We start from the raw sequence: 19,372 nt of genomic DNA, 5'->3' as shown, positions 1-19,372 counted from the left end.
CGGCCGTGCCCGCGCTTCCGCTCATGCCACCGGCTCCGGACTGGTCAGCTCGGTCACCCGGCCGTCGTCGACCCGCAGCACCCGGTCGGCGGCGTCCAGCAGTGCCGGCCGGTGCGCGACCAGCAGGGCGGTACGACCGGCGACCAGCCGGCGGGTCGCGTCCAGCACGGCGGCCTCGCTCGCAGCGTCGAGCCGGGCGGTGGGCTCGTCGAGCAGGATGAGGTCGGCGTCCCGGAGGAAGGCCCGGGCCAGCGCGATCCGCTGCCGCTGGCCGCTGGCCAGCCCGTACCCGCGTTCGCCCAGCTCGGTGTCGACCCCGTCGGGCAGCGCGGCGACCACCTCGTCCAGCGCGGCGGCCCGCAGCGCGGCGTCGACCGCCTCCGGGGTCGCGTCCGGGGCGCCGAGCCGGACGTTGTCGGCGACCGAGGCGGCGAAGAGGTGCGCCCGCTGCGGTACCCAGGCGACCCGGCGCCGCCAACCGTCGAGGTCGACCCCGGTCAGGTCGACGCCGTCCACGGTGATCCGGCCCCCGGTCGGGGTGACGAAGCCGAGGAGCAGGTTGAGCAGCGTGCTCTTGCCGGCCCCGCTCGGCCCGACCACGGCGATCCGCTCCCCGGGCCGGATGGTCAGGGTGACGTCCCGCAGCGCGGTGGTCCGGTCGTAGGCCACGGTGACGGACTCGAACCGGATCTCACCGGGACCGTCCGGGGCAGGTGTTAGGAGGGGGCCCTTCCTATCGTTTTCTGTTGTATAGGGGGCCCTTCCTTGCACTCCGGCTTCGACGCTCAACGCCTCGTCGAGCGCGGTCAGCCCCTCCATGCTGGCGTGGAACCGGCTGCCGGCGGCCCGCAGCGGGAGGTACGCCTCCGGGGTGAGCAGCAGGATCAGCAGCGCGGTGGAGAGGGTCAGCCCGCCACCGAGCAGCCGGATGCCGACCGGTACCGCCACCAGGGCGACCGACAGGGTGGCGACCAGCTCCAGGACCAGTGCCGACAGGAACGCGATGCGCAGGGTCCGCATGGTGGCCACCCGGTGCCCGTCGGCCATCCGGCGGACCACCTCGACCTGGGCGTCGGCCCGGCCGAACAGCCGCAGGGTGGGCAGCCCGGCCACCATGTCCAGGAAGTGCCCGCCGAGCCGGGCCAGCCGTCGCCACTGCCGTTCGGTGGCGGCCTGCGCCTGCCAGCCGAGCAGGGCGCCGAAGACCGGGATCAACGGCAGGGTCACCGCGATGATCAGCGCGGACGACCAGTCCGCGAAGACCAGCCGGGCGAGCACCGCGACGGGCACGGTCACGCTGAGCACCAACTGCGGCAGGTAGCCGGTGAAGTAGGCGTCCAGGGCGTCCAGGCCGCGCCCGGCGAGGGTGGCGAGCCGGCCGGTCTGCTGGCCGGCCAGCCAGCCCGGTCCGCGCTGCCCGACGGCGGCGAGCAGGTCGGCCCGGAGCGCCGCCTTGACGGTGGCCGCAGTACGGGCCGCCACCACGCCCTGCCCCCAGACCACCGCCGCCCGGCCGGCGACGGCGACCACGAACCCGGCCAGCGCCACCCGGTCCAGCCCACCACCGGCCGCTGCCGCCAGCAGCGCGGCCAGCGCGGTCGCCTGGCCGACGACCAGGATCGCGGTGAGCCCGCCGAGCCCGCCGAGCACGGCGAGCTGGCGCCGGGTCGCGGGGACCCGGCGCAGCAGACGCGGGTCGAAGGGGCGGCGGTTCACCAGTACACCGGGGCCCTGCCGTCGATCCGTCCGCGGAACATCCACCAGCTCATCAGCTGGAAGCCTAGTAGGGCCGGCAGGAGCGGTGCCGCCAGCCAGCCCAGCAGGCGCAGGGTGGGCGGGCTGGCCGCCGCGTCGGCCACGGTCAGGCTCGCCGCCGGATCGACCGTGGAGATCAGGGCGTAGGGCCAGATGGTGGTGGCGATCAGCAGGACCGGTAGGGCGAGCGCGGTCGCGGTGGCGGCGAACGCCACCCCGGGCCGCCGCCGGGCGAGGGCGGCGCGGGCCACCAGCAGCGCCGTGACCAGCAGCACCGGCAGGAGTACGGCGGCAGCCGGCTGGTGCGCGTTGGCGCGTACCGGCTCGGCGAGCAGGCCCACGACGGTGGCCGCGGCGACCGTGGTGACCGCCACCGGTACCAGCCGGCGGGCGGTCCGGCCGGCCGCCTCCGCCGCGCTGCCCGGCAGCCGGAGCGCGAGGAACGTGGCGCCGTGCACCGCGACCAGCGTGACCAGGGTGAGACCGGTCGCGGCGACGAACGGGGTGAGCAGGTGGGTGACCCCGGCGACGTGTCCGTCGGCGTCCATCGGTACGCCCTGGAGCAGCCCGGCGAGCACCGCGCCCCAGCCGAACGCGGCCAGTACGCTGCCGACGGTGATCAGCCGGTCCCACCGGTACCGGCCCCGCTCACCCGCCGCGCGGCTGCGTAGCTGCACCGAGGCGGTGACCGTCATCACCCCGGCGAGGGCGGTCGCCACGGCCGGGTAGAAGCCGGAGAGCAGTTCCCCTTCGAGCATCGGGAACGCGCCGAACAGGATGCCTGCGGTGGCGACCAGCCAGACCTCGTTGCCGAGGAAGAACGGGCCGAGTGCGTTGAGTGCCCGGCGTCGCCCGGTCGCCCCGTCGGCCCGGGTGAGCAGCAGCCCGACCCCGTAGTCGTAGCCACCGAGCACCAGATAGGTGGCGAAGAACGCGCCGAGGACGGCGTACCAGAACAGTTCCACGTCGGCTCTCCTGCTCCTCAGGCCGGTACCGGCGCGAACCGGCTGTTGTCGGGGTGGTCGGTGGGGTCGCGGAACGGGTCACCGTCCGGTCCGGCCGGCTCGGCGCCGGGTGGCCGGCCCAGGGCCGGGTCGTGTGCGCCCCGGGCGGCGTGCCGGGCGATCAGCGTCCAGTTGGCGACCGTGAGCGCGCCGAGCAGCAGGCTGAAGCCGAGGAAGGAGACGAGCATCACGCCGCCGTCGACGCCGGAGACCGCCCGCTCGACCGGGAGCAGCCCGTACGCCATCCAGGGCTGGCGGCCGACCTCGCGGGTCAGCCAGCCGAGGATCGATGCGACGAACGGCAGCGGTACGGCCAGCAGCAGCAGGTAGAGCGGGAAGCGCAGCCGGATCAGCCAGTCCCGGTACAGCAGCGGTACCAGGAACACCAGCAGGCCCAGCCCGAGGCCGATCAGGATCATGAAGCCGAGGCCGACGTTGGCCAGTACCGGTGGGGTGTAGTCGCCAGGGCCGAACCGGGCGGTCCAGTCGGCGATGGCGGCGTCCTTCGCGGCCTCGCTGCCGTACTTGGTGGGCTGGACCGGGCCGACCACGCCGAACTGGGCGAACCCGAAGCCCTGCACGAAGATCACCCCGACGGTGGCGGTGACCAGCCCGATCCGCAGCGACTTCCGGAACAGTTCGAAGTCCGGGGTACGCCGGATCAGGTGCCAGGAGCTGATCCCGGCCATCAGCATGCCGCCGGTGAGCAGCGCGGCGGCGAGGACGTGCCCGAGGGCCATGCCGAGGGTGGGGTTGGTCAGCAGCGCGGAGAAGTCGGTCAGGTGGGCGATCCCGTTGCGTACCTCGTAGCCGACCGGGTTCTGCAACCACGAGTTGGCCACCATGACCCAGAAGGCGGAGGCGTACGCGGTCAGCGCCACGCCCCAGAGCAGGGCGAGGTGGACGCCCCGGTGCAGCCGGTGCCACCCGAAGATCCACATGCCGAGGAAGGTCGACTCCAGGAAGAAGGCGACCAGGGTCTCCATGGCCAGCGGGGCGCCGAAGACGTTGCCGACGTGGCGCGACAGGCCGCTCCAGTTCAGTCCGAACTGGAACTCCATCAGGATGCCGGACGCGATGCCGAGCACGTAGTTGATCACGTAGAGGGTGCCCCAGAACCGGGTCAGCCGTTCGTAGACCGGTTTGCGGGTGATCGTCCAGGCGGTCTGGAGGTAGAGCAGCAGGGTGACCAGGCCGAGGGTGACCAGCACGAAGAGGAAGTGGATCGAGGTGGTGGTGGCGAACTGCAGGCGCGCGAGGAGGAGCGGGTCCACGGCCATCCTCTCAAGGGTTGGCTTCCTTGTCATAGGGAGCCTACACGTAGCCGCTCTACATATATCTACTACGTTGCGTCGTAGATGAGGGTAGGGGAGGGCCGGGGATGCTGGGCCGGAGGGAATCAGTTGAGGAAGAGCGAAACCGGCAGGGCGACCAGCAGGGTCGCCACGCTCAGTGCGGCCGTACCGAGCAGCCGGGGCGGACGCCCGGGGACGACCAGCCGCTGCACCCGTACGTCGAGGTCGGTGTCACCGAGGCCGAGCGCGCCGGCCGGGGTGATCCGGTGCCCGGCGGCGGCGAACCGGCGCAGCGCGTCGGCCAGCGGTGCCTCGGCATGCAGCTTGCGCGCCTTGTCGTCGGCCCGCATCTCGACCAGCAGCGCCACCCGCTGGTGCGCCGCCTGTACCCAACCGAACCACGGCAGGGCCCGGCGCAGTGCGGTGAACGGGAGCAGTACCAGGTCGTGCCGCTCGTCGGCGTGCGCCCGCTCGTGGCTGAGTACCGCGGCCAACTCGGCCCGGCTGAGCAGGTCGAGCGTGCCGGCGCTGACCACCACCCGGGGGCGTACCCCGGGCAGGCAGTACGCCGCCGCGCTCGGATGGTCCAGGACCAGCGCACCCGGCGCGGCCGGGTCGTCCCGGGCGACCAGGGCCAGCAGGTCCCGGTGCCGCCGCTGGGCGCGGACCGTACCGAGGATGCTGCGGAAGGTCGTGGTGAGCAGCACCGCGCCGATGCCGACGCCCACGCCGACCAGCCCGAGCTGTACGACGCCGAGCCCGGCCGGCAGAGTGTCCCGGCCCAGGTCACGCCCGAGCGCGAGCAGGGCGCTGCCGGTCGGCCGGTCGTAGACCGCCATACCGAGCGCCATCGGCAGGCCGATCGCGGAGAGGCCGAGCGCCAGCCCGACCGCCTGCCAGCAGACGATCGCCACCCGGGGGCTGCGCCAGGTCCAGGTCGACCGGCTGAGCACCTGGGCCGTCAGCCAGCAGGCCAGGATCGTCGCGGCGAAGTGCAGCGCGTACGCCACGGATCGGCCCTACCGCTCCGCTGCCTCGTCGGCGAGCGCCGGTGCCGTCCGGTCGACGCCGGCCGGCCCCTCGGTGACGGCCGCTGCCTCGTCGGCGAGCGCCGCCCGCAGCACCTCCGCCTCGGTGCCGCTTACCGAGCGGGCGAAGCGGACCAGAGCTGCGTCCCGGCTGCCACCGAGATCGAGGGCGTCGAGCATGAGTTGGGCGATGTACGCCTCACGGGTGGCGGTCGGCCGGTAACTCCAGGCCCGCCCCTCCCGTTCCCGCTGCACCATGCCCTTGCCGGCGAGCCGGTCCAGCACGGTCATCACGGTGGTGTACGCCAGTTCCCGCCCGTCCAGGGCGTCGGCCACCTCACGGACGGTCACCCCGCCGGCCGCGCCGGGGTTGCGGTCCCACAGCACGTCCATCACCGCACGTTCGAGGTCACCGAGTCGCGTCACGGGACCAAGCCTACCGTGTGTAGTAGATCGACCGGCGCCCCCGCCCGCCCCGCCTGCCGCCCGCCCTGCCTGCCCCGCCCGGTTGCCGCTCCGCCCGCCCGCTCTACCCGGTTGATCATGAAGTTATTGCCGCCCGGATCGGCGTGTCGCGACAATAACTTCATGATCAACGCTGGGGGCGCCCGGCGCCCGGCGCGGGGCGGTGGGGCGGTGGCGGTGGGGGTCAGACGCCCTTGGGGTGCCAGACGGTCTTGGTCTCCAGCAGGGCGGTCATCCGGCCGGTGCCGGGATCGGCGGTCCAGTCGACCGGACCGGCCGGCGGACGCAGTACCCGCTTGAGGGTCCCGGCAGCGGCCTCCTCCAGGGACTTCGCCAGGGCCGGGTCGGTGACCCCGGTCAGGTCCAGGGCGTTGACGTCGGCGTGACTCGCCAGCCAGGGCGCGGTCTCGGCGGCCCGCCCGGTGAGCAGGTTGACCACTCCACCCGGCAGGTCACTGGTGGCCAGCACCTCGGCCAGGGTGATTGCCGCCAACGGCCGCTCCTCGGCGGCCAGTACGACGACGGTGTTGCCGCTGACGATGGCCGGGGCGATCACGCTGACCAGGCCGAGCAGGGCCGAGTCGGCGGGCGCGACCACGGCGACCACCCCGGTCGGCTCCGGCGCGGAGAGGTTGAAGTACGGCCCGGCGACCGGGTTCGCGCCGCCGTACACCTGGGCGAGCTTGTCGGACCAGCCGGCGTACCAGACCCAGCGGTCGATCGCCGCGTCCACCTCGTCGGCCGGTACGCCCAGCGCGACGAACTGCCCGCGCCGACCCTCCAGCATCTCGGCGATCCGGTAGAGGATCTGACCCCGGTTGTACGCGGTCGCCCCCGACCACCCCTTGACCGCCGCGCGGGCCGCGACCACCGCGTCCCGGGCGTCCTTGCGGGAGGCCAGCGCCACGTTCGACTGCTCCACGAGATACGACCGTCCCGACTCGCTGCGGGGGAACTTCCCGCCGATGAAGAGCTTGTACGTCTTGCGTACCGCGACCCGCTCAGACATTGAGGTAGGCCTCCAGCCCGTGCCGGCCGCCCTCGCGACCGTAGCCCGACTCCTTGTAACCGCCGAACGGCGAGGTCGGGTCGAACTTGTTGAACGTGTTCGCCCAGACCACCCCGGCGCGCAGCCGGTCGGCCATCCAGAGGATCCGGGAACCCTTCTCCGTCCAGATCCCGGCCGACAGCCCGTACGGGGTGTTGTTGGCCTTTTCCACCGCCTCGGCCGGGGTACGGAAGGTCAGCACCGACAGCACCGGCCCGAAGATCTCCTCCCGGGCGATCCGGTGGGCCTGGGTGACCCCGGTGAAGATGGTCGGGGCGAACCAGAAACCGCGCTCTGGCAGCGTGCACTCCGGCGACCAACGCTCGGCACCCTCGGCCGAGCCGATGTCGGACAGTTCGCGGATCCGGTCGAGCTGGGCGGCCGAGTTGATCGCGCCGATGTCGGTGTTCTTGTCCAGCGGGTCACCGACCCGCAGCCGGGCCATCCGGCGTTTCAGTGACTCCAGCACCGGCTCGTACACCGACTCCTGGATCAGCAGCCGGGAGCCGGCGCAGCAGACGTGCCCCTGGTTGAAGAAGATTCCGTTGACGATCCCCTCCACCGCCTGGTCGACCGGGGCGTCGTCGAAGACGATGTTCGCCGCCTTGCCGCCCAGCTCCAGGGTGAGCTTCTTGCGGGTACCGGCCACCGAGCGGGCGATGGCCCGCCCGACCTCGGTCGAGCCGGTGAACGCGACCTTGTCCACCCCGTCGTGTTCGACCAGGGCCCGGCCGGTGTCACCGGCGCCGGTGACGATGTTCACCACGCCGGGCGGCAGGTCGGCCTGCTGGCAGATCTCGGCGAAGAGCAGCGCGGTCAGCGGGGTGGTCTCGGCCGGCTTGAGCACCACCGTGTTGCCGGCGGCCAGCGCCGGGGCGATCTTCCAGGCCAGCATCAGCAGCGGGAAGTTCCACGGGATGACCTGCGCGGCCACTCCGAGCGGTCGCGGGTCGGCGCCGAAACCGGCGTACGGCAGCTTGTCGGCCCAGCCGGCGTAGTAGAAGAAGTGCGCGGCGACCAGCGGCAGGTCGACGTCCCGGGACTCCTTGATCGGCTTGCCGTTGTCCAGCGACTCCAGCACCGCCAGCTCGCGGGAGCGCTCCTGGATGATCCGGGCGATCCGGTAGAGGTACTTCGCCCGGTCCCGTCCCGGCATCGGACCCCAGACCTGCTCGTACGCCGCGCGGGCGGCGCGGACCGCGCGGTCCACGTCGGCCGGACCGGCCTCGGCGATCTCGGCGAGGACCTCCTCGGAGGCCGGGTTGATCGACTTGAAGGTGCCGCCGTCACCCGGGTCGACGAACTCGCCGTTGATGAAGAGCCCGTACGACGACCTGATCTCCACCACCGAGCGGGACTCGGGAGCGGGCGCGTATTCGAACATTCGTCAGTCCAGGGTGAAGTAGTCGGGACCGGAGTACGTGCCGGTCTTCAGCTTGGTGCGCTGCATCAGCAGGTCGTTGAGGAGCGTGGAGGCACCGAACCGGAACCAGTCCGGGTCCAGCCAGTCGGCCCCGACGGTCTCGTTGACCATGACCAGGTACTTGATGGCGTCCTTGGTGGTGCGGATCCCGCCGGCCGGCTTCACGCCCACCTGCCGTCCGGTGGCGGTGCGGAAGTCCCGGACCGCCTCCAGCATCACCAGCGTCACCGGCGGGGTGGCGGCCACCGGGACCTTGCCGGTGGAGGTCTTGATGAAGTCGCCGCCGGCCAGCATGGCCAACCAGGAGGCGCGCCGTACGTTGTCGTAGGTGGCCAGTTCGCCGGTCTCCAGGATCACCTTGAGGTGGGCGTCCCCGCACGCGGCCTTGACCTCGACGATCTCGTCGTAGACCGCTTTGTAGCGGCCGGACAGGAAGGCCCCCCGGTTGATTACCATGTCGATCTCGTCGGCACCGGCGGCCACCGCCGCCCGGGTGTCGGCGGTCTTCACCGCGAGCGGGGCCTGCCCGGACGGGAACGCGGTGGCCACGCTGGCCAGGTGCACCTTGGAGCCACGCAGCACCTCGGCGGCGTACGGGACCATCGACGGGTAGACGCAGACCGCACCGACGTGCGGGCAGGACGGGTCGGCCGGGTCCGGGCGGAGTGCCTTGGCCGAGAGCGCCCGCACCTTGCCGGGGGTGTCCGCTCCCTCCAGAGTGGTCAGATCGACCATCCGGATGGCCAGGTCGATCGCCCACGCCTTGGCGGTGGTCTTGATGGAACGGGTGCCGAGCTGGGCCGCCCGCTGCTCAGCGCCGACCTGGTCGACGCCGGGCAGCCCGTGCAGGAAGGCCCGCAGGGTGGCCTCGGATCGCCCAAGTTCGGACAGGTCGGACCGGTCCGACGTCGTTGTCGCCGTCATGCCAGGCAGTCTACGCACCCCGACGCGGCGTGATCTTGATCACCGACGTAGGTTGGGCTTTCGTGGACGTACTCGTTGTTGACCATCCGCTCGCTCAGGCGCGACTGACCGCCATGCGGGACGAGCGCACCGACTCCGCGACATTCCGGGCGTCGCTGCACGAACTCACCACCATGCTGGTGTACGAGGCTGCGCGGTCCTTCCCGATCGAGCGGTACCCGGTGCAGACCCCGGTGACCGCGACCGAGGGCACCCGGCTGGCCAACCCGCCGCTGCTCGTACCGGTCCTCCGGGCGGGCCTGGGCATGGCCGACGCCGCGCTCGGGCTGCTCCCCGAGTCCTCCATGGGCTTCGTCGGGCTGGCCCGCGACGAGGAGACCTACGAGCCCCGCGCCTACATGGAGTCGCTGCCCCGCGACCTCGCCGGCCGTCCGGTGCTGGTCCTCGACCCGATGCTCGCCACCGGCGGCTCGCTGGAGCACTGCTGCCGGCTGCTCGCCGAACGGGGCTGCACCGACATCACCGTGCTCTGCGTCCTCGCCGCACCGGTCGGCATCGAGCGCCTTGAGCGTTCCGGCCTGCCGTTGCGCCTGGTCACCGCGTCGATCGACGAGAGGCTCAACGATCGGATGTTCATCGTGCCGGGGCTCGGGGACGCCGGTGACCGGCAGTTCGGCGGCATGCCGCGCTTCTGACCCGGCCACCGGGTGACGGGAGTGCGGGCGCAGTGCACGGGAGGGCAGTGCACGGGAGATTGGTGCGCGCCGTGCGTCTAACCGCTACCGTTCCGGGCCATGACAGGTGTTGCGCTCGCCGAGGAGCTGCTGCTGCTCGCGTACGACGACGAGACGGGTAAGGCGACCACCTCGCGGATTGGTCTGGATCTCGGGATGGCCGCCGCGGTGCTGGTGGAACTGGCCCTGGCCGGTCGGGTCGCCTACGCCGACGGCATGCTCGTGGTCACCGACCCGACCCCGACCGGCGAGCCGATCCTGGACGGGGTGCTCAGCCGGATGGCGGCCGACACCCCGCACAGCCCGGCGTCCTGGGTGCAGCGCCTGCGGCACGGTCTGCGCGACGCGATCCTCGGCGACCTGTGCGACCGGGGCGTGGTCCGCGACATCGACGAGACCGAGCTGGGTTTCATCCACGTCCACCGGTATCCGGCGGTCGACGGCACCGTCGAGGCGGACGCCCGGCGCCGGCTCGCCACCGCCCTCACCGGCGACGACGTACCGGACGAGCGGACCGCCGCGCTGGCCACCCTGGTCGCCGCGTCCCGGATGGAACCGGCGCTCCGGCTGGACGGTGCGGCGGCGGTCAACGCGCGCAGCCGGCTGGACGAGATCGCCGGCGGTGCCGGGTTCTCCGGCACGGTCAGCCTGGAGGAGTCGGTGGTCCGTCCCTCGGTGGCGCTGGTGATCGCCGCGCTCGGCCAGGCCATCGACGCCGCGCTCGGCCCCCGCGCCTAGGCGTTCACAGGGCCCAGGTGTTAACAAGGGCCCCTTCCTATACCGAAAGCGATAAGAAGGGGCCCTTCCTTACATGTCACATGCCGAGGGCGGCCGCAACCTCCGTACGTAGCGCTGCCACCGCGTCGGCGGCCCGGGAGCGCGCTGCGGCGACATCGCCGTCCGGCACCGGCTCCACCACCTCCAGGTACGCCTTGAGCTTCGGTTCGGTGCCGGAGGGGCGGATTACCACCCGGGCCGAGTCGGTGCGCAGGATCAGCACGTCCGCCTCGGGGAGCAGGTCCTGTACCCCGGTGACCGCCACCCCGAGCAGGGTCGCCGGGGTGGCCACGCGTACCCGGGCCATCGCGGCGGCGATCTCCCGCAGATCGGTGACCCGGACCGAGTACTGGTCGGTCAGGTGCACGCCGAACTCGGCGGCCAGTTCGTCGAGGCGGTCGGCGAGCGTACGTCCCTGCGCCTTCAGCCCGGCGGCCAGCTCGGCGACGGTCAGCGCGGCGGTGATGCCGTCCTTGTCCCGTACGTGGTCCGGGGCGACGCAGTAGCCGAGCGCCTCCTCGTAGCCGTAGACCAGTCCACCGTCGTCCCCGCCGGCCCGGACGATCCACTTGAACCCGGTCAGCGTCTCGGCGTAGTCCACGCCCCGGGCGGTGCACATCGAGCGCAGCAGCGACGACGAGACGATCGTGGTGGCGTAGCGCCCCTGCACGCCCCGGCGCATCAGGTGGTCGGCGAGGAGCGCACCGACCTCGTCGCCGTGCAGCATCCGCCAGCCGCGTACCGCGTCCCGGACCACCACCGCGCACCGGTCGGCGTCCGGGTCGTTGGCGATCGCCAGGTCGGCGTCGATGCTGTTGGCGAGCGCCACCAGCAGGTCCACCGCCCCCGGTTCCTCCGGGTTGGGGAAGCTGACGGTGGGGAACGCCGGGTCCGGGTCGGCCTGCCGGGCGACCACCCCCGGCACCCCGAATCCGGCCCGGACGAAGGCGGCGGTCAGCACCGCCGCCCCGACTCCGTGCAGCGGGGTGTACGCCACTTTCAGTGACCGTGGGCCGTCCGGTGCGACGACTGCGGCGGCCGAGTCCACGTAGGAGGCGGCCAGGTCGTCGCGGAGCACCTCACCGGGCGCCCCGAGGGGTACCTCGGCGAGCGTGCCCACCGCCCGGATGGCCGCCTCGATCTCCGCGTCCACCGGGGGGACGATCTGCGCGCCGGCACCGGCCGGGCCGCCCAGTTCGGCGCCGAGGTACACCTTGTAGCCGTTGTCCTGGGGCGGGTTGTGACTCGCGGTCACCATCACCCCGGCGGCGGCACCGAGTTTGCGCACCGCGTACGCCAGCACCGGGGTGGGCAACGGGCCGGGCAGCAGCAGCGCGGCCCGGCCGGCGCCGGTGGCCACCTGTGCGGTGCGCTCGGCGAACGCCTTCGAGCCGTGCCGGGCGTCGTACCCGATGACCAGCGGGCCGCTCGCGTCGCGAGCGGCGAGCCAGTTGACCAGCCCGGCCGCGGCCTGGGTGACCACCGCAAGGTTCATCCCGTTGGGGCCGGCCCGCAGCGGGCCGCGCAGCCCGGCGGTGCCGAAGGTCAGCGGGCCGGCGAACCGGTCGGTCAGTTCGGTCGCGCTGCCGGGCAGCCGATCGAGGAGTTCGCGCAGCTCGTCCCGGGTGGCCGGGTCCGGATCGTCGTCGAGCCAGCGCTGCGCCCGGTCCCGAAGGTTGTCGATATCGTGGTCAGTGGTCTCCGCCGCCATGCCCCTTGATAGCACGGCGGCGGATCACCACTGTCCGCTTCCCCCCGGCGCTCAGTTCGCCGAGGTCAACTGGAACGACTTCACCATCTCGTCGAAGATCGGCTTGCTCTCGGCGAACTTCGCCTCGGTCGAGGTCAGGTAGAACGAGTACGCCTTGCCACCGGTGACCACCCCGCGCCACACGCCGTGCCGCATGGTGTCACCCTCGCCGCAGTTGTACTCGAACTCGGCGGCCGGCTTGCCGGCCAGCTCCACCTCGGTCATGGCGAGCTGCTTGTACGGCTTGACGCAGGAGGTGCTCCGGGTCTGTAGCCCGTTCTCCGCAACCTCGGCCCAGCGCATCGAGGTGGTGCGGAAGTCCTCGGTGATGATCCGGACCTTGCGGCCGGGGTCCTCGGGGTCGATGTAGTCGGTGTACGACTTGCCGGTGGTCTTATTCCAGCCCTTCGGTACCAGCATCGAGATGCCGCGCGCCGAGTGCTGCTGCATCTCCGGCGCGGTGGCGGCCGGGGCGGTCGCGCTCGGCGGGCCGGCCTGCGGGGGCGGTGGCGGCTCGTCCGAGCCGCCGGAGAGCGCGAAGACCCCGATCAGCAGCAGTACGGCGACGCCACCGGCGGCGGCGAGCTGGACCTTGCGCGGCCAGCCCTGCACGGTGCGCAGCACCCCGGAGATCCCGGCTGGCTTCCGCGCCGGGCCGTCGCCACCGCCGGTGGTGCCGGGGGCGGTCCACGGCTGGCCGGTGCCCGGCACGGTCCACTGGCTGCCACCGGGCGTGCCGTAGGTGGCGGGGGCGGGCGATCCGCCCGGGGTACCGCCGAACAGCGAGCCCACCGGGGCCGGGCCGCCCCGGGCCCCACCGAACGCCGCCGCGATCGGGGCGGGGCCGGCCGGGGCCGGACCGGCGGGTTTGCCACCGGACAGTCCGCCCATCTGCTGGGTGGCCGCGCCGAACTGGCCGCCCGTTGCCCCGCCGAACTGCCCGGCAGTGCCCTGCCGACTGATCCGCTGGGTCGGCTCCGGGCTACCGATCCGCTGGGTCGGTTCCGGGCTACCGATCCGCTGGGTCGGTTCCGGGCTACCGATCCGCTGGGTCGGCTCCGGGCTACCGATCCGCTGGGTCGGCTCCGGGCCACCGATCCGCTGGGTCGGTTCCGCGCCGCTGACCTGCTGGGTGGCGTCCCCGTCGGCGACCGGCCCGTCGTTCCGGCTCACCTGCTGGGTGGCGTCCGAGTCGGTCGCCGGCTTGCGGGCCGGCCTACTGGGCGGTGCCATCGCACCGGTCGGGGTGTCCAGGGCGGCGGCCGGCCCGTCCGGGTTGGTCTCGTCGAGGGCGGCCTCGGCCCCGGGAGCGGTTTCCGGCTGGGCCGGCCGCTCACCGCGACGGAGCGCGGCCAGCCGGTCGGTGAGTGACTCACCGGGGCCGATCATCGCCCGGCCGCCGATCTGGCCGCTGGGCTTCGGCTCCTCGGCGATCGGCACCGGCGGCTGGTAGGTGACCCGCTGCACCGGCACCACCGCGTACGGGTCGGTGACCAGGTTGGCCGGCGCCTTGCTGGCCAGCGGACCGGCCAGCAGTTCCCGCAGCATCGCCCGGGAGGCGTGCACGTCGAGCCGGCGGGCCGGGTCCTTCTCCAGCAGTCCCATCAGCACCCCGGTCAGCGGGCCGCAGCGGGTCGGTGCTGCGGGCGGGTCCTCGACCACCGCGTGCATGGTCTCGATCGGGTCGCCCCGGTCGAACGGCGGCCGGCCCTCGACCGCCGTGTAGAGGGTCACACCGAGCGAGAAGAAGTCGCTCGGCGGGCCGAAGTCCTGACCCATCGCCCGTTCCGGGGAGATGAAGTGCGGCGAGCCGAGCACCATGCCGGGCGTGGTGAGCTGCACGTCGGTGGGCATCCGGGCCACCCCGAAGTCGGTCAGCACGCACCGGCCGTCCGAGCAGATGAGCACGTTGGCCGGCTTGACGTCGCGGTGCAGCACCCCGTGGGCGTGGGCCACCTCCAGTGCGCCGAGCAGGGCGATGCCGATCTTGGCGACTGCCCGGGGGGCGAGGGGCCCGTCCTCGATCACCATGTCGGCCAGGCTGCGCGCGTCCAGCAGCTCCATCACGATCCACGGGCGACCGCCCTCGGTCACCACGTCGTAGACCTGCACCACCGCCGGGTGCTGGAGTGCGGCGGCGGCCCGGGCCTCGCGCAGGGTCCGTTCGTACATCGCGTCGCGGTCACTCGGGGCCAGGCCCGGGGGCAGGACCACCTCCTTCACCGCGACCTCGCGGCGCAGGAGAGTGTCGGTGGCACGCCACACTGTGCCCATGCCACCGTTTCCGACCGCTGACCGCAGGGAGTAGCGCCCACCAATGGTTGTGCCGGGGGCGGCACGTCCAGTGGGGGTGTTGACCGGTCCGCCGCTCCACGTCGGGATTTGAGTCACAGAAAAGCCACCGGGGGAAATCGAGGGGGGCTGGGACACAACCCCCCTATCTTGCGGGTTGCGACAGCCGATGCGAAACCCGACCCGTCGGTGCTTTCCGGAACGTCGACGATGAGTACCCGGAAGTTCACCCTCGGTCCAGCCGATCGGACGGGCTGTGCGGAATCCCTCACTGTACGGCCCGGGCGGATCTCCTGCCGGGAACCGGCGCGTCCTACCATCCGGTGATGAGCGAACGGCGGTCCAGCGAGTCCGGTTTTCCGATCAAGGACGTCTACACGGCGGCGGATCTGCCGGGCGATCTCGATGCCCGCCTCGGCGCGCCGGGTGAGTACCCGTACGCCCGTGGGGTCTACCCCACCATGTACACCTCCCGGCCGTGGACCATGCGGCAGTACGCCGGCTTCGGCACCGCCACCGAGTCCAACGCCCGTTACCACCAGTTGTTGCGGGCCGGCACGATGGGCCTCTCGGTCGCCTTCGACCTGCCCACCCAGATGGGGTACGACTCGGACGACCCGATCGCGCACGGTGAGGTCGGCAAGGTCGGGGTGGCGATCGACTCGATCGAGGACATGCGGCTGCTCTTCGACGGCATCCCGCTGGACAAGGTCTCCACGTCGATGACCATCAACGCCCCCGGCTCGGTGCTGCTCCTGCTCTACCAGCTCGTCGCCGAGGAGAACGGGGTCTCCGGCGGGGTGCTGAACGGCACCATCCAGAACGACATCCTCAAGGAGTACATCGCCCGGGGGACGTACATCTTCCCGCCGAAGCCCTCGCTGCGGTTGGTCGCCGACACGTTCGGCTACTGCCGCAAGGAGGTGCCGAAGTGGAACACCATCTCCATCTCCGGCTACCACATGGCCGAGGCGGGCGCGTCGCCCGTGCAGGAGATCGCCTTCACTCTGGCCAACGGGGTCGAGTACGTCCGGGCGGCGCTCGCCGCCGGCCTGGCCGTGGACGACTTCGCACCCCGGCTGTCGTTCTTCTTCGTGGCCCGGACCACCCTGCTCGAGGAGGTGGCCAAGTTCCGGGCCGCCCGGCGGATTTGGGCCCGGCTGATGCGCGACGAGTTCGGCGCGCAGAACCCGAAGTCGATGATGCTGCGCTTCCACACCCAGACCGCCGGGGTGCAGCTCACCGCCCAGCAGCCCGAGGTCAACCTGGTCCGGGTGGCGATTCAGGGGCTCGGTGCGGTGCTCGGCGGCACCCAGTCGCTGCACACCAACAGCTTCGACGAGGCGATCGCGCTGCCCACCGAGAAGGCGGCCCGGTTGGCCCTGCGTACCCAGCAGGTGCTGGCGTACGAGACCGACCTGACCGCCACCGTCGACCCGTTCGCCGGGTCGTACGTGGTGGAGGCGATGACCGCCGAGATCGAGGCGGCGGCGGACGAGCTGATGGGCCGGGTCTTCGGGTACGGCTCGGCGGTCGACGCGATCGAGGCGGGTTTCCAGAAGCGGGAGATCGAGACGTCGGCGTACCAGATCGCCCAGGAGATCGACTCGGGCGAGCGGGTCGTGGTCGGGCTCAACCGGTTCGCGATCGACGAGGAGGAGCCGTACGAGCCGCTCCGGGTGGATCCGGCGATCGAGGCGGCGCAGGCCGAGCGCCTGGCCGTGCTGCGGCGGACCCGGGACGCCGGTGCGGTCGAGCGGGCCCTGGCCGAGCTGCGCGCCGCCGCCACCGGTACGGAGAACGTGCTCTACCCGATGAGGGAGGCGCTGCGGGCCCGGGCCACCGTCGGCGAGGTCTGCGGGACGCTGCGCGGGGTGTGGGGCGTCTACCGGCCCAGCGACCGGTTCTGATCATCGCCGGCACACCCGCCCGGCGGTCGGGCGGGTGTGCAGCACGGGTTTCCGGGTAAGTGGAACTGGTCGATCCGGTGCGCGTTTCACCGGGCCGGCGGCTGGATCCGACGGATCGGTGGCTTCGCCGCCCTGATCGTCGTCATTGGGTCGGCCGATCGGTCCGGGGCACCCTGACGGACACGTTGTGCGGGCCGGTCGCGCAACGGTGTGTAACGGTGAGGAGTCTCCGGACTGCTCAGTGTACGCGCAGTTGACGGACCAGATCGGGCGGTGGCCCGGAGGATGGGACAATCCGGATTGATCGGTCGGCCTTCGAGTGGGCGGTGACCAGTCCGTCCTGGCCGTTACGCCTGGTAGAGGAGGTGGGGGTGGATGACCGCACTTGATTGGGATCCGCGGGGCGCTCTGCCTCCGGCCGAGCGCCCCGAGCAGGGCAGTCGTGACTCTTTGCGGTCCGATCATCACCGGAACGAGGTTGCGCAGCGTCACCGCCGGAGGTCTAGGCTGTCTGCTGTTCTGCCCGAAGATCCATCCATTCCTAGTGATCGAGAATTCGACGTGACGAGTGCGTTGACGCTGCCCGTTGGCAGCCAGCTGGCGTCGTCGGTCTCCGCGACGCCCACCGGAGCCCAGCCGCTTCCCTTCGAGCTGGACGAGCTGCTCGCTCTCCGGGTACCGGACCTCATCGCCACACGTCGCTTCATCCATGCCCACCCGGAGCTCTCCGGCCAGGAGTACGAGACCGCCGCCCTGGTGGCCCGGGAGCTCTCGCTCGCCGGCCTGCACCCGAGGTTGCTGCCCAAGGGCAACGGGGTGATCTGCGACATCGACGGCCGCCCGGACGGGCCGGTGGTCGCCCTGCGGGCGGACATCGACGCGCTCCCGCTGACCGACGTCAAGGATGTCCCCTACCGCTCCACTGTCGATGGCGTCTGTCACGCCTGCGGCCACGACGTGCACACCACCGTGCTGCTCGGGGTCGGGCTGCTCCTGGCCCGGCTCGCCGAGCGCGGCGAACTGCCCGGCCGGGTCCGGCTGCTGTTCCAGCCCGCCGAGGAGATCCTGCCCTGCGGTTCGCTGGAGGTCGTCGAGGCCGGTGGCCTGGAGGACGTCACCCAGATCTTCGCCCTGCACTGCGACCCCAACCTGCCGGTCGGCAAGATCGGGCTGCGGGTCGGCCCGATCACCGCGGCGGCCGACAACGTCACGGTCCGGCTCAGTGGGCCGGGCGGGCACACCGCCCGGCCGCACCTGACCGTCGACCTGGTCGACGCGCTCGGCCGCCTCGTCACCGAGGTCCCGGCGCTGGTCAGCCGCCGGGTGCCGGCGAACAGCGGCCTGCTGCTGGTCTTCGGGCAGGCCTCCGCCGGCACCCGTTACAACGTCATCCCGAGCGAGGCGATGGCCTCCGGCACCCTGCGGGTACTCGACCGGGACACCTGGGAGAGCGCCCCGAAGATCGTCGCCCAGGTGGTCCGCGACGTGGTGGCGCCGACCGGCGCCACCGTCGACCTGGAGTACCTCCGGGGCCGGCCGCCGGTGTGCAACGACAGCCGGGCCATCTCGGTGCTCACCGCCGCCACCGCCGCCGCCCTCGGACCCGAGGGCATCGCCGAGACCCCGCAGAGCATGGGGGGTGAGGACTTCTCCTGGTACCTGGAGTACGTCCCCGGCGCGCTGGCCCGGCTCGGCGTCGGTCGGGCCGCGCCCAACATCGACCTGCACCGGGCCACCTTCGACGTGGACGAACGGGCGATCACCGTGGGGATCAGGCTCCTGGTCCAGACGGCGTTGCGCTCGATGGCGGCTCAGTAGTCATCGGCGGTCGGGGTGCCGGGGCCACCTGACCCGGTACCCCCGGCTCGGCCGGCCGGACCGGCGGCGTCGGCAGCCCGACGGTCGCCGGCACCGGGGCGGGCCGACCCGCCAGCGGCGCCGCCACCCTGCCGGCCCGCCGACGCCGCAGCCAGCGGAACAGCACCCACAGCGGTACGCCCAGCACCACCAGCCACGGCAGCAGCGCCCCCACGACGGTGAGCACGACGACCGACGTGTCGAGGAAGGCCCGCCAGCCGGCCTTCAGCCCGACCAGGAACCCGGCCTCGTCCTCCTTCTCGGCCGGCGGTGGCGGTGCCACCTCGCGGAACTCCACCGTGATCGTGGAGAGCGCGGTCAGGTCGGCCAGCCGGCGCTGCTTCGCCTCCAGGGCCGCCAGGTCGGCCTCCCGCTTCGCCACCTCGCTCTCCAGCGAGATCAGTTCGCCGAGCGTCTTGGCCTGGGCGAGCAGCCTCCGTCCGCTCTCCACCCGGGCCCGCTGGGTCGCGATCCGGGCTGCCAGGTCAACCGTCTCCTCGGTGACATCCTGGGTGTTGACCTCCCGGCTCAGCGACTCCCCGAGCCCGGCGAGCTGGTCCACCACCCCGGTGAACTTCGCCGCCGGTACCCGCAGCTCCAGGTCGGCCTCGGGGCCGCTCCGCCCACGGTTGTCCCCGCTGCCGATGATCCGTCCGCCGCTGCGCCGGTCACCGCCGACGAATCCGCCGGCCGTGGTGACGATCCGGATCGCGTCCGCCGCCGCCGCGTCCACGTCGTCGACGCGTACCCGCAGCGATCCGGTGTAGATGATCGACCGCTGGTCGACCCGCTGATCCGGCCGGGGCGCCTCGGCGGCCGGTTTGCCGGCACCGCCTGGGACCGCCTGCTCCGGTGCCTGTTGCTTGTCGGCCGGAGCGGCGGCTGGCGCCTCGGCAGCGCTGTTGCCGCCAGCCGAACTGTCAGAGGAACTCTTGGGTGCACTACTGCACGCGCCGACCCCGACCAGGGCGGCCAGGCCGAGTACGGCCAGGAGCAGACCCGGCCGGTGCCGTCGGAGAACATTCATCGTCCACACCTCTTCGTCAGTGCCCCACGGATCGAGGCGATCCGTCAGACGTACGGCGGTGGTACGGCGGTTCCGGCAGACTG

The 19,372-nt window shown here is 72.4% G+C and carries 15 protein-coding genes; 4 read left to right on the top strand and 11 right to left on the bottom strand.

The genetic code is table 11. The features are described from left to right. Positions 1-21: 21 nt before the first annotated feature. From cydD to deoC, 8 genes are all read right to left on the bottom strand, one after another. Positions 22-1,716 (bottom strand): thiol reductant ABC exporter subunit CydD, encoded by a 1,695-nt coding sequence (gene cydD / locus V6U90_RS13610; protein WP_334435285.1) that lies wholly within the window; start codon positions 1,714-1,716, stop codon positions 22-24. Then, complete coding sequence (locus tag V6U90_RS13605; RefSeq protein WP_334435282.1) at positions 1,713-2,720, bottom strand: cytochrome d ubiquinol oxidase subunit II; 1,008 nt, start codon at positions 2,718-2,720, stop codon at positions 1,713-1,715. The genes cydD and V6U90_RS13605 overlap by 4 nt, the downstream gene beginning before the upstream one ends. A gap of 17 nt (positions 2,721-2,737) precedes the next feature. Beyond that, a complete protein-coding gene (locus tag V6U90_RS13600; RefSeq protein ID WP_334435279.1) occupies positions 2,738-4,033 on the bottom strand; it encodes a cytochrome ubiquinol oxidase subunit I in 1,296 nt (431 codons plus the stop codon). A gap of 125 nt (positions 4,034-4,158) precedes the next feature. Beyond that, a complete protein-coding gene (locus tag V6U90_RS13595) occupies positions 4,159-5,064 on the bottom strand; it encodes a M56 family metallopeptidase (protein WP_334435276.1) in 906 nt (301 codons plus the stop codon). A 9-nt stretch (positions 5,065-5,073) separates the two neighbouring features. Continuing rightward, positions 5,074-5,508: a BlaI/MecI/CopY family transcriptional regulator gene (locus tag V6U90_RS13590; protein WP_334435273.1), complete on the bottom strand. Its 435-nt coding sequence runs from the start codon at positions 5,506-5,508 to the stop codon at positions 5,074-5,076. 223 nt (positions 5,509-5,731) lie between these two features. Continuing rightward, complete coding sequence (locus V6U90_RS13585; RefSeq protein WP_334435272.1) at positions 5,732-6,556, bottom strand: aldehyde dehydrogenase family protein; 825 nt, start codon at positions 6,554-6,556, stop codon at positions 5,732-5,734. Beyond that, positions 6,549-7,979, bottom strand: coding sequence for an aldehyde dehydrogenase family protein (locus V6U90_RS13580; RefSeq protein ID WP_334435271.1), 1,431 nt, complete (start codon positions 7,977-7,979; stop codon positions 6,549-6,551). The genes V6U90_RS13585 and V6U90_RS13580 overlap by 8 nt, the downstream gene beginning before the upstream one ends. 3 nt (positions 7,980-7,982) lie before the next feature. Next, positions 7,983-8,942 (bottom strand): deoxyribose-phosphate aldolase, encoded by a 960-nt coding sequence (gene deoC / locus V6U90_RS13575; RefSeq protein WP_334435269.1) that lies wholly within the window; start codon positions 8,940-8,942, stop codon positions 7,983-7,985. Positions 8,943-9,004: 62 nt separating this feature from the next. Here deoC and upp point away from each other — a divergent pair, with 62 nt between their 5' ends. Together upp and V6U90_RS13565 are read left to right on the top strand one after the other, a co-directional pair. Then, positions 9,005-9,637 carry a uracil phosphoribosyltransferase gene (gene upp, locus V6U90_RS13570; RefSeq protein ID WP_334435266.1) on the top strand — a complete coding sequence of 211 codons (633 nt, stop codon included), beginning with the start codon at positions 9,005-9,007 and terminating at the stop codon, positions 9,635-9,637. A 99-nt stretch (positions 9,638-9,736) separates the two neighbouring features. After that, complete coding sequence (locus tag V6U90_RS13565; RefSeq protein ID WP_334435264.1) at positions 9,737-10,414, top strand: GOLPH3/VPS74 family protein; 678 nt, start codon at positions 9,737-9,739, stop codon at positions 10,412-10,414. Between the two features lie 76 nt (positions 10,415-10,490). Here the strand turns inward: V6U90_RS13565 and V6U90_RS13560 are convergent, their stop codons facing one another. Beyond that, positions 10,491-12,164 (bottom strand): phospho-sugar mutase, encoded by a 1,674-nt coding sequence (locus V6U90_RS13560; protein ID WP_334435262.1) that lies wholly within the window; start codon positions 12,162-12,164, stop codon positions 10,491-10,493. Between the two features lie 51 nt (positions 12,165-12,215). Beyond that, the gene (locus tag V6U90_RS13555) at positions 12,216-14,594 is read right to left on the bottom strand and encodes a serine/threonine-protein kinase (protein WP_334435260.1); all 2,379 of its coding nucleotides are present in this window, start codon (positions 14,592-14,594) and stop codon (positions 12,216-12,218) included. 227 nt (positions 14,595-14,821) lie between these two features. Between V6U90_RS13555 and V6U90_RS13550 the strand changes: the two genes are divergently transcribed. Both V6U90_RS13550 and V6U90_RS13545 read left to right on the top strand, forming a co-directional pair. After that, the gene (locus V6U90_RS13550) at positions 14,822-16,405 is read left to right on the top strand and encodes an acyl-CoA mutase large subunit family protein (protein ID WP_334435258.1); all 1,584 of its coding nucleotides are present in this window, start codon (positions 14,822-14,824) and stop codon (positions 16,403-16,405) included. Between the two features lie 561 nt (positions 16,406-16,966). Continuing rightward, positions 16,967-18,223, top strand: a complete 1,257-nt coding sequence (locus tag V6U90_RS13545) for an amidohydrolase (RefSeq protein ID WP_334435255.1) — start codon at positions 16,967-16,969, stop codon at positions 18,221-18,223. On the opposite strand, the gene V6U90_RS13540 is transcribed toward V6U90_RS13545, so the two are convergent. Next, a complete protein-coding gene (locus V6U90_RS13540; RefSeq protein WP_334435252.1) occupies positions 18,177-19,289 on the bottom strand; it encodes a DUF4349 domain-containing protein in 1,113 nt (370 codons plus the stop codon). The genes V6U90_RS13545 and V6U90_RS13540 overlap by 47 nt on opposite strands. Positions 19,290-19,372: the final 83 nt, after the last annotated feature.

The sequence above is a fragment of the Micromonospora sp. CPCC 206060 genome (genome assembly GCF_036906895.1).
Classification (GTDB): Bacteria; Actinomycetota; Actinomycetes; order Mycobacteriales; family Micromonosporaceae; genus Micromonospora.
The sequence above is the reverse complement of the archived record's forward strand: the minus strand, read 5'-3'. Positions and strand labels throughout refer to the sequence as shown.

What these genes read in the sequence shown, in the direction of transcription:
- V6U90_RS13585 (WP_334435272.1), bottom strand. Translation starts at nt 6,556, where the DNA reads ATGTCTGAGCGGGTCGCGGTACGCAAGACGTACAAGCTCTTCATCGGC.
- V6U90_RS13580 (WP_334435271.1), bottom strand. Translation starts at nt 7,979, where the DNA reads ATGTTCGAATACGCGCCCGCTCCCGAGTCCCGCTCGGTGGTGGAGATC.
- deoC (WP_334435269.1), bottom strand. Translation starts at nt 8,942, where the DNA reads ATGACGGCGACAACGACGTCGGACCGGTCCGACCTGTCCGAACTTGGG.
- V6U90_RS13565 (WP_334435264.1), top strand. Translation starts at nt 9,737, where the DNA reads ATGACAGGTGTTGCGCTCGCCGAGGAGCTGCTGCTGCTCGCGTACGAC.
- V6U90_RS13560 (WP_334435262.1), bottom strand. Translation starts at nt 12,164, where the DNA reads ATGGCGGCGGAGACCACTGACCACGATATCGACAACCTTCGGGACCGG.
- V6U90_RS13550 (WP_334435258.1), top strand. Translation starts at nt 14,822, where the DNA reads ATGAGCGAACGGCGGTCCAGCGAGTCCGGTTTTCCGATCAAGGACGTC.
- V6U90_RS13540 (WP_334435252.1), bottom strand. Translation starts at nt 19,289, where the DNA reads ATGAATGTTCTCCGACGGCACCGGCCGGGTCTGCTCCTGGCCGTACTC.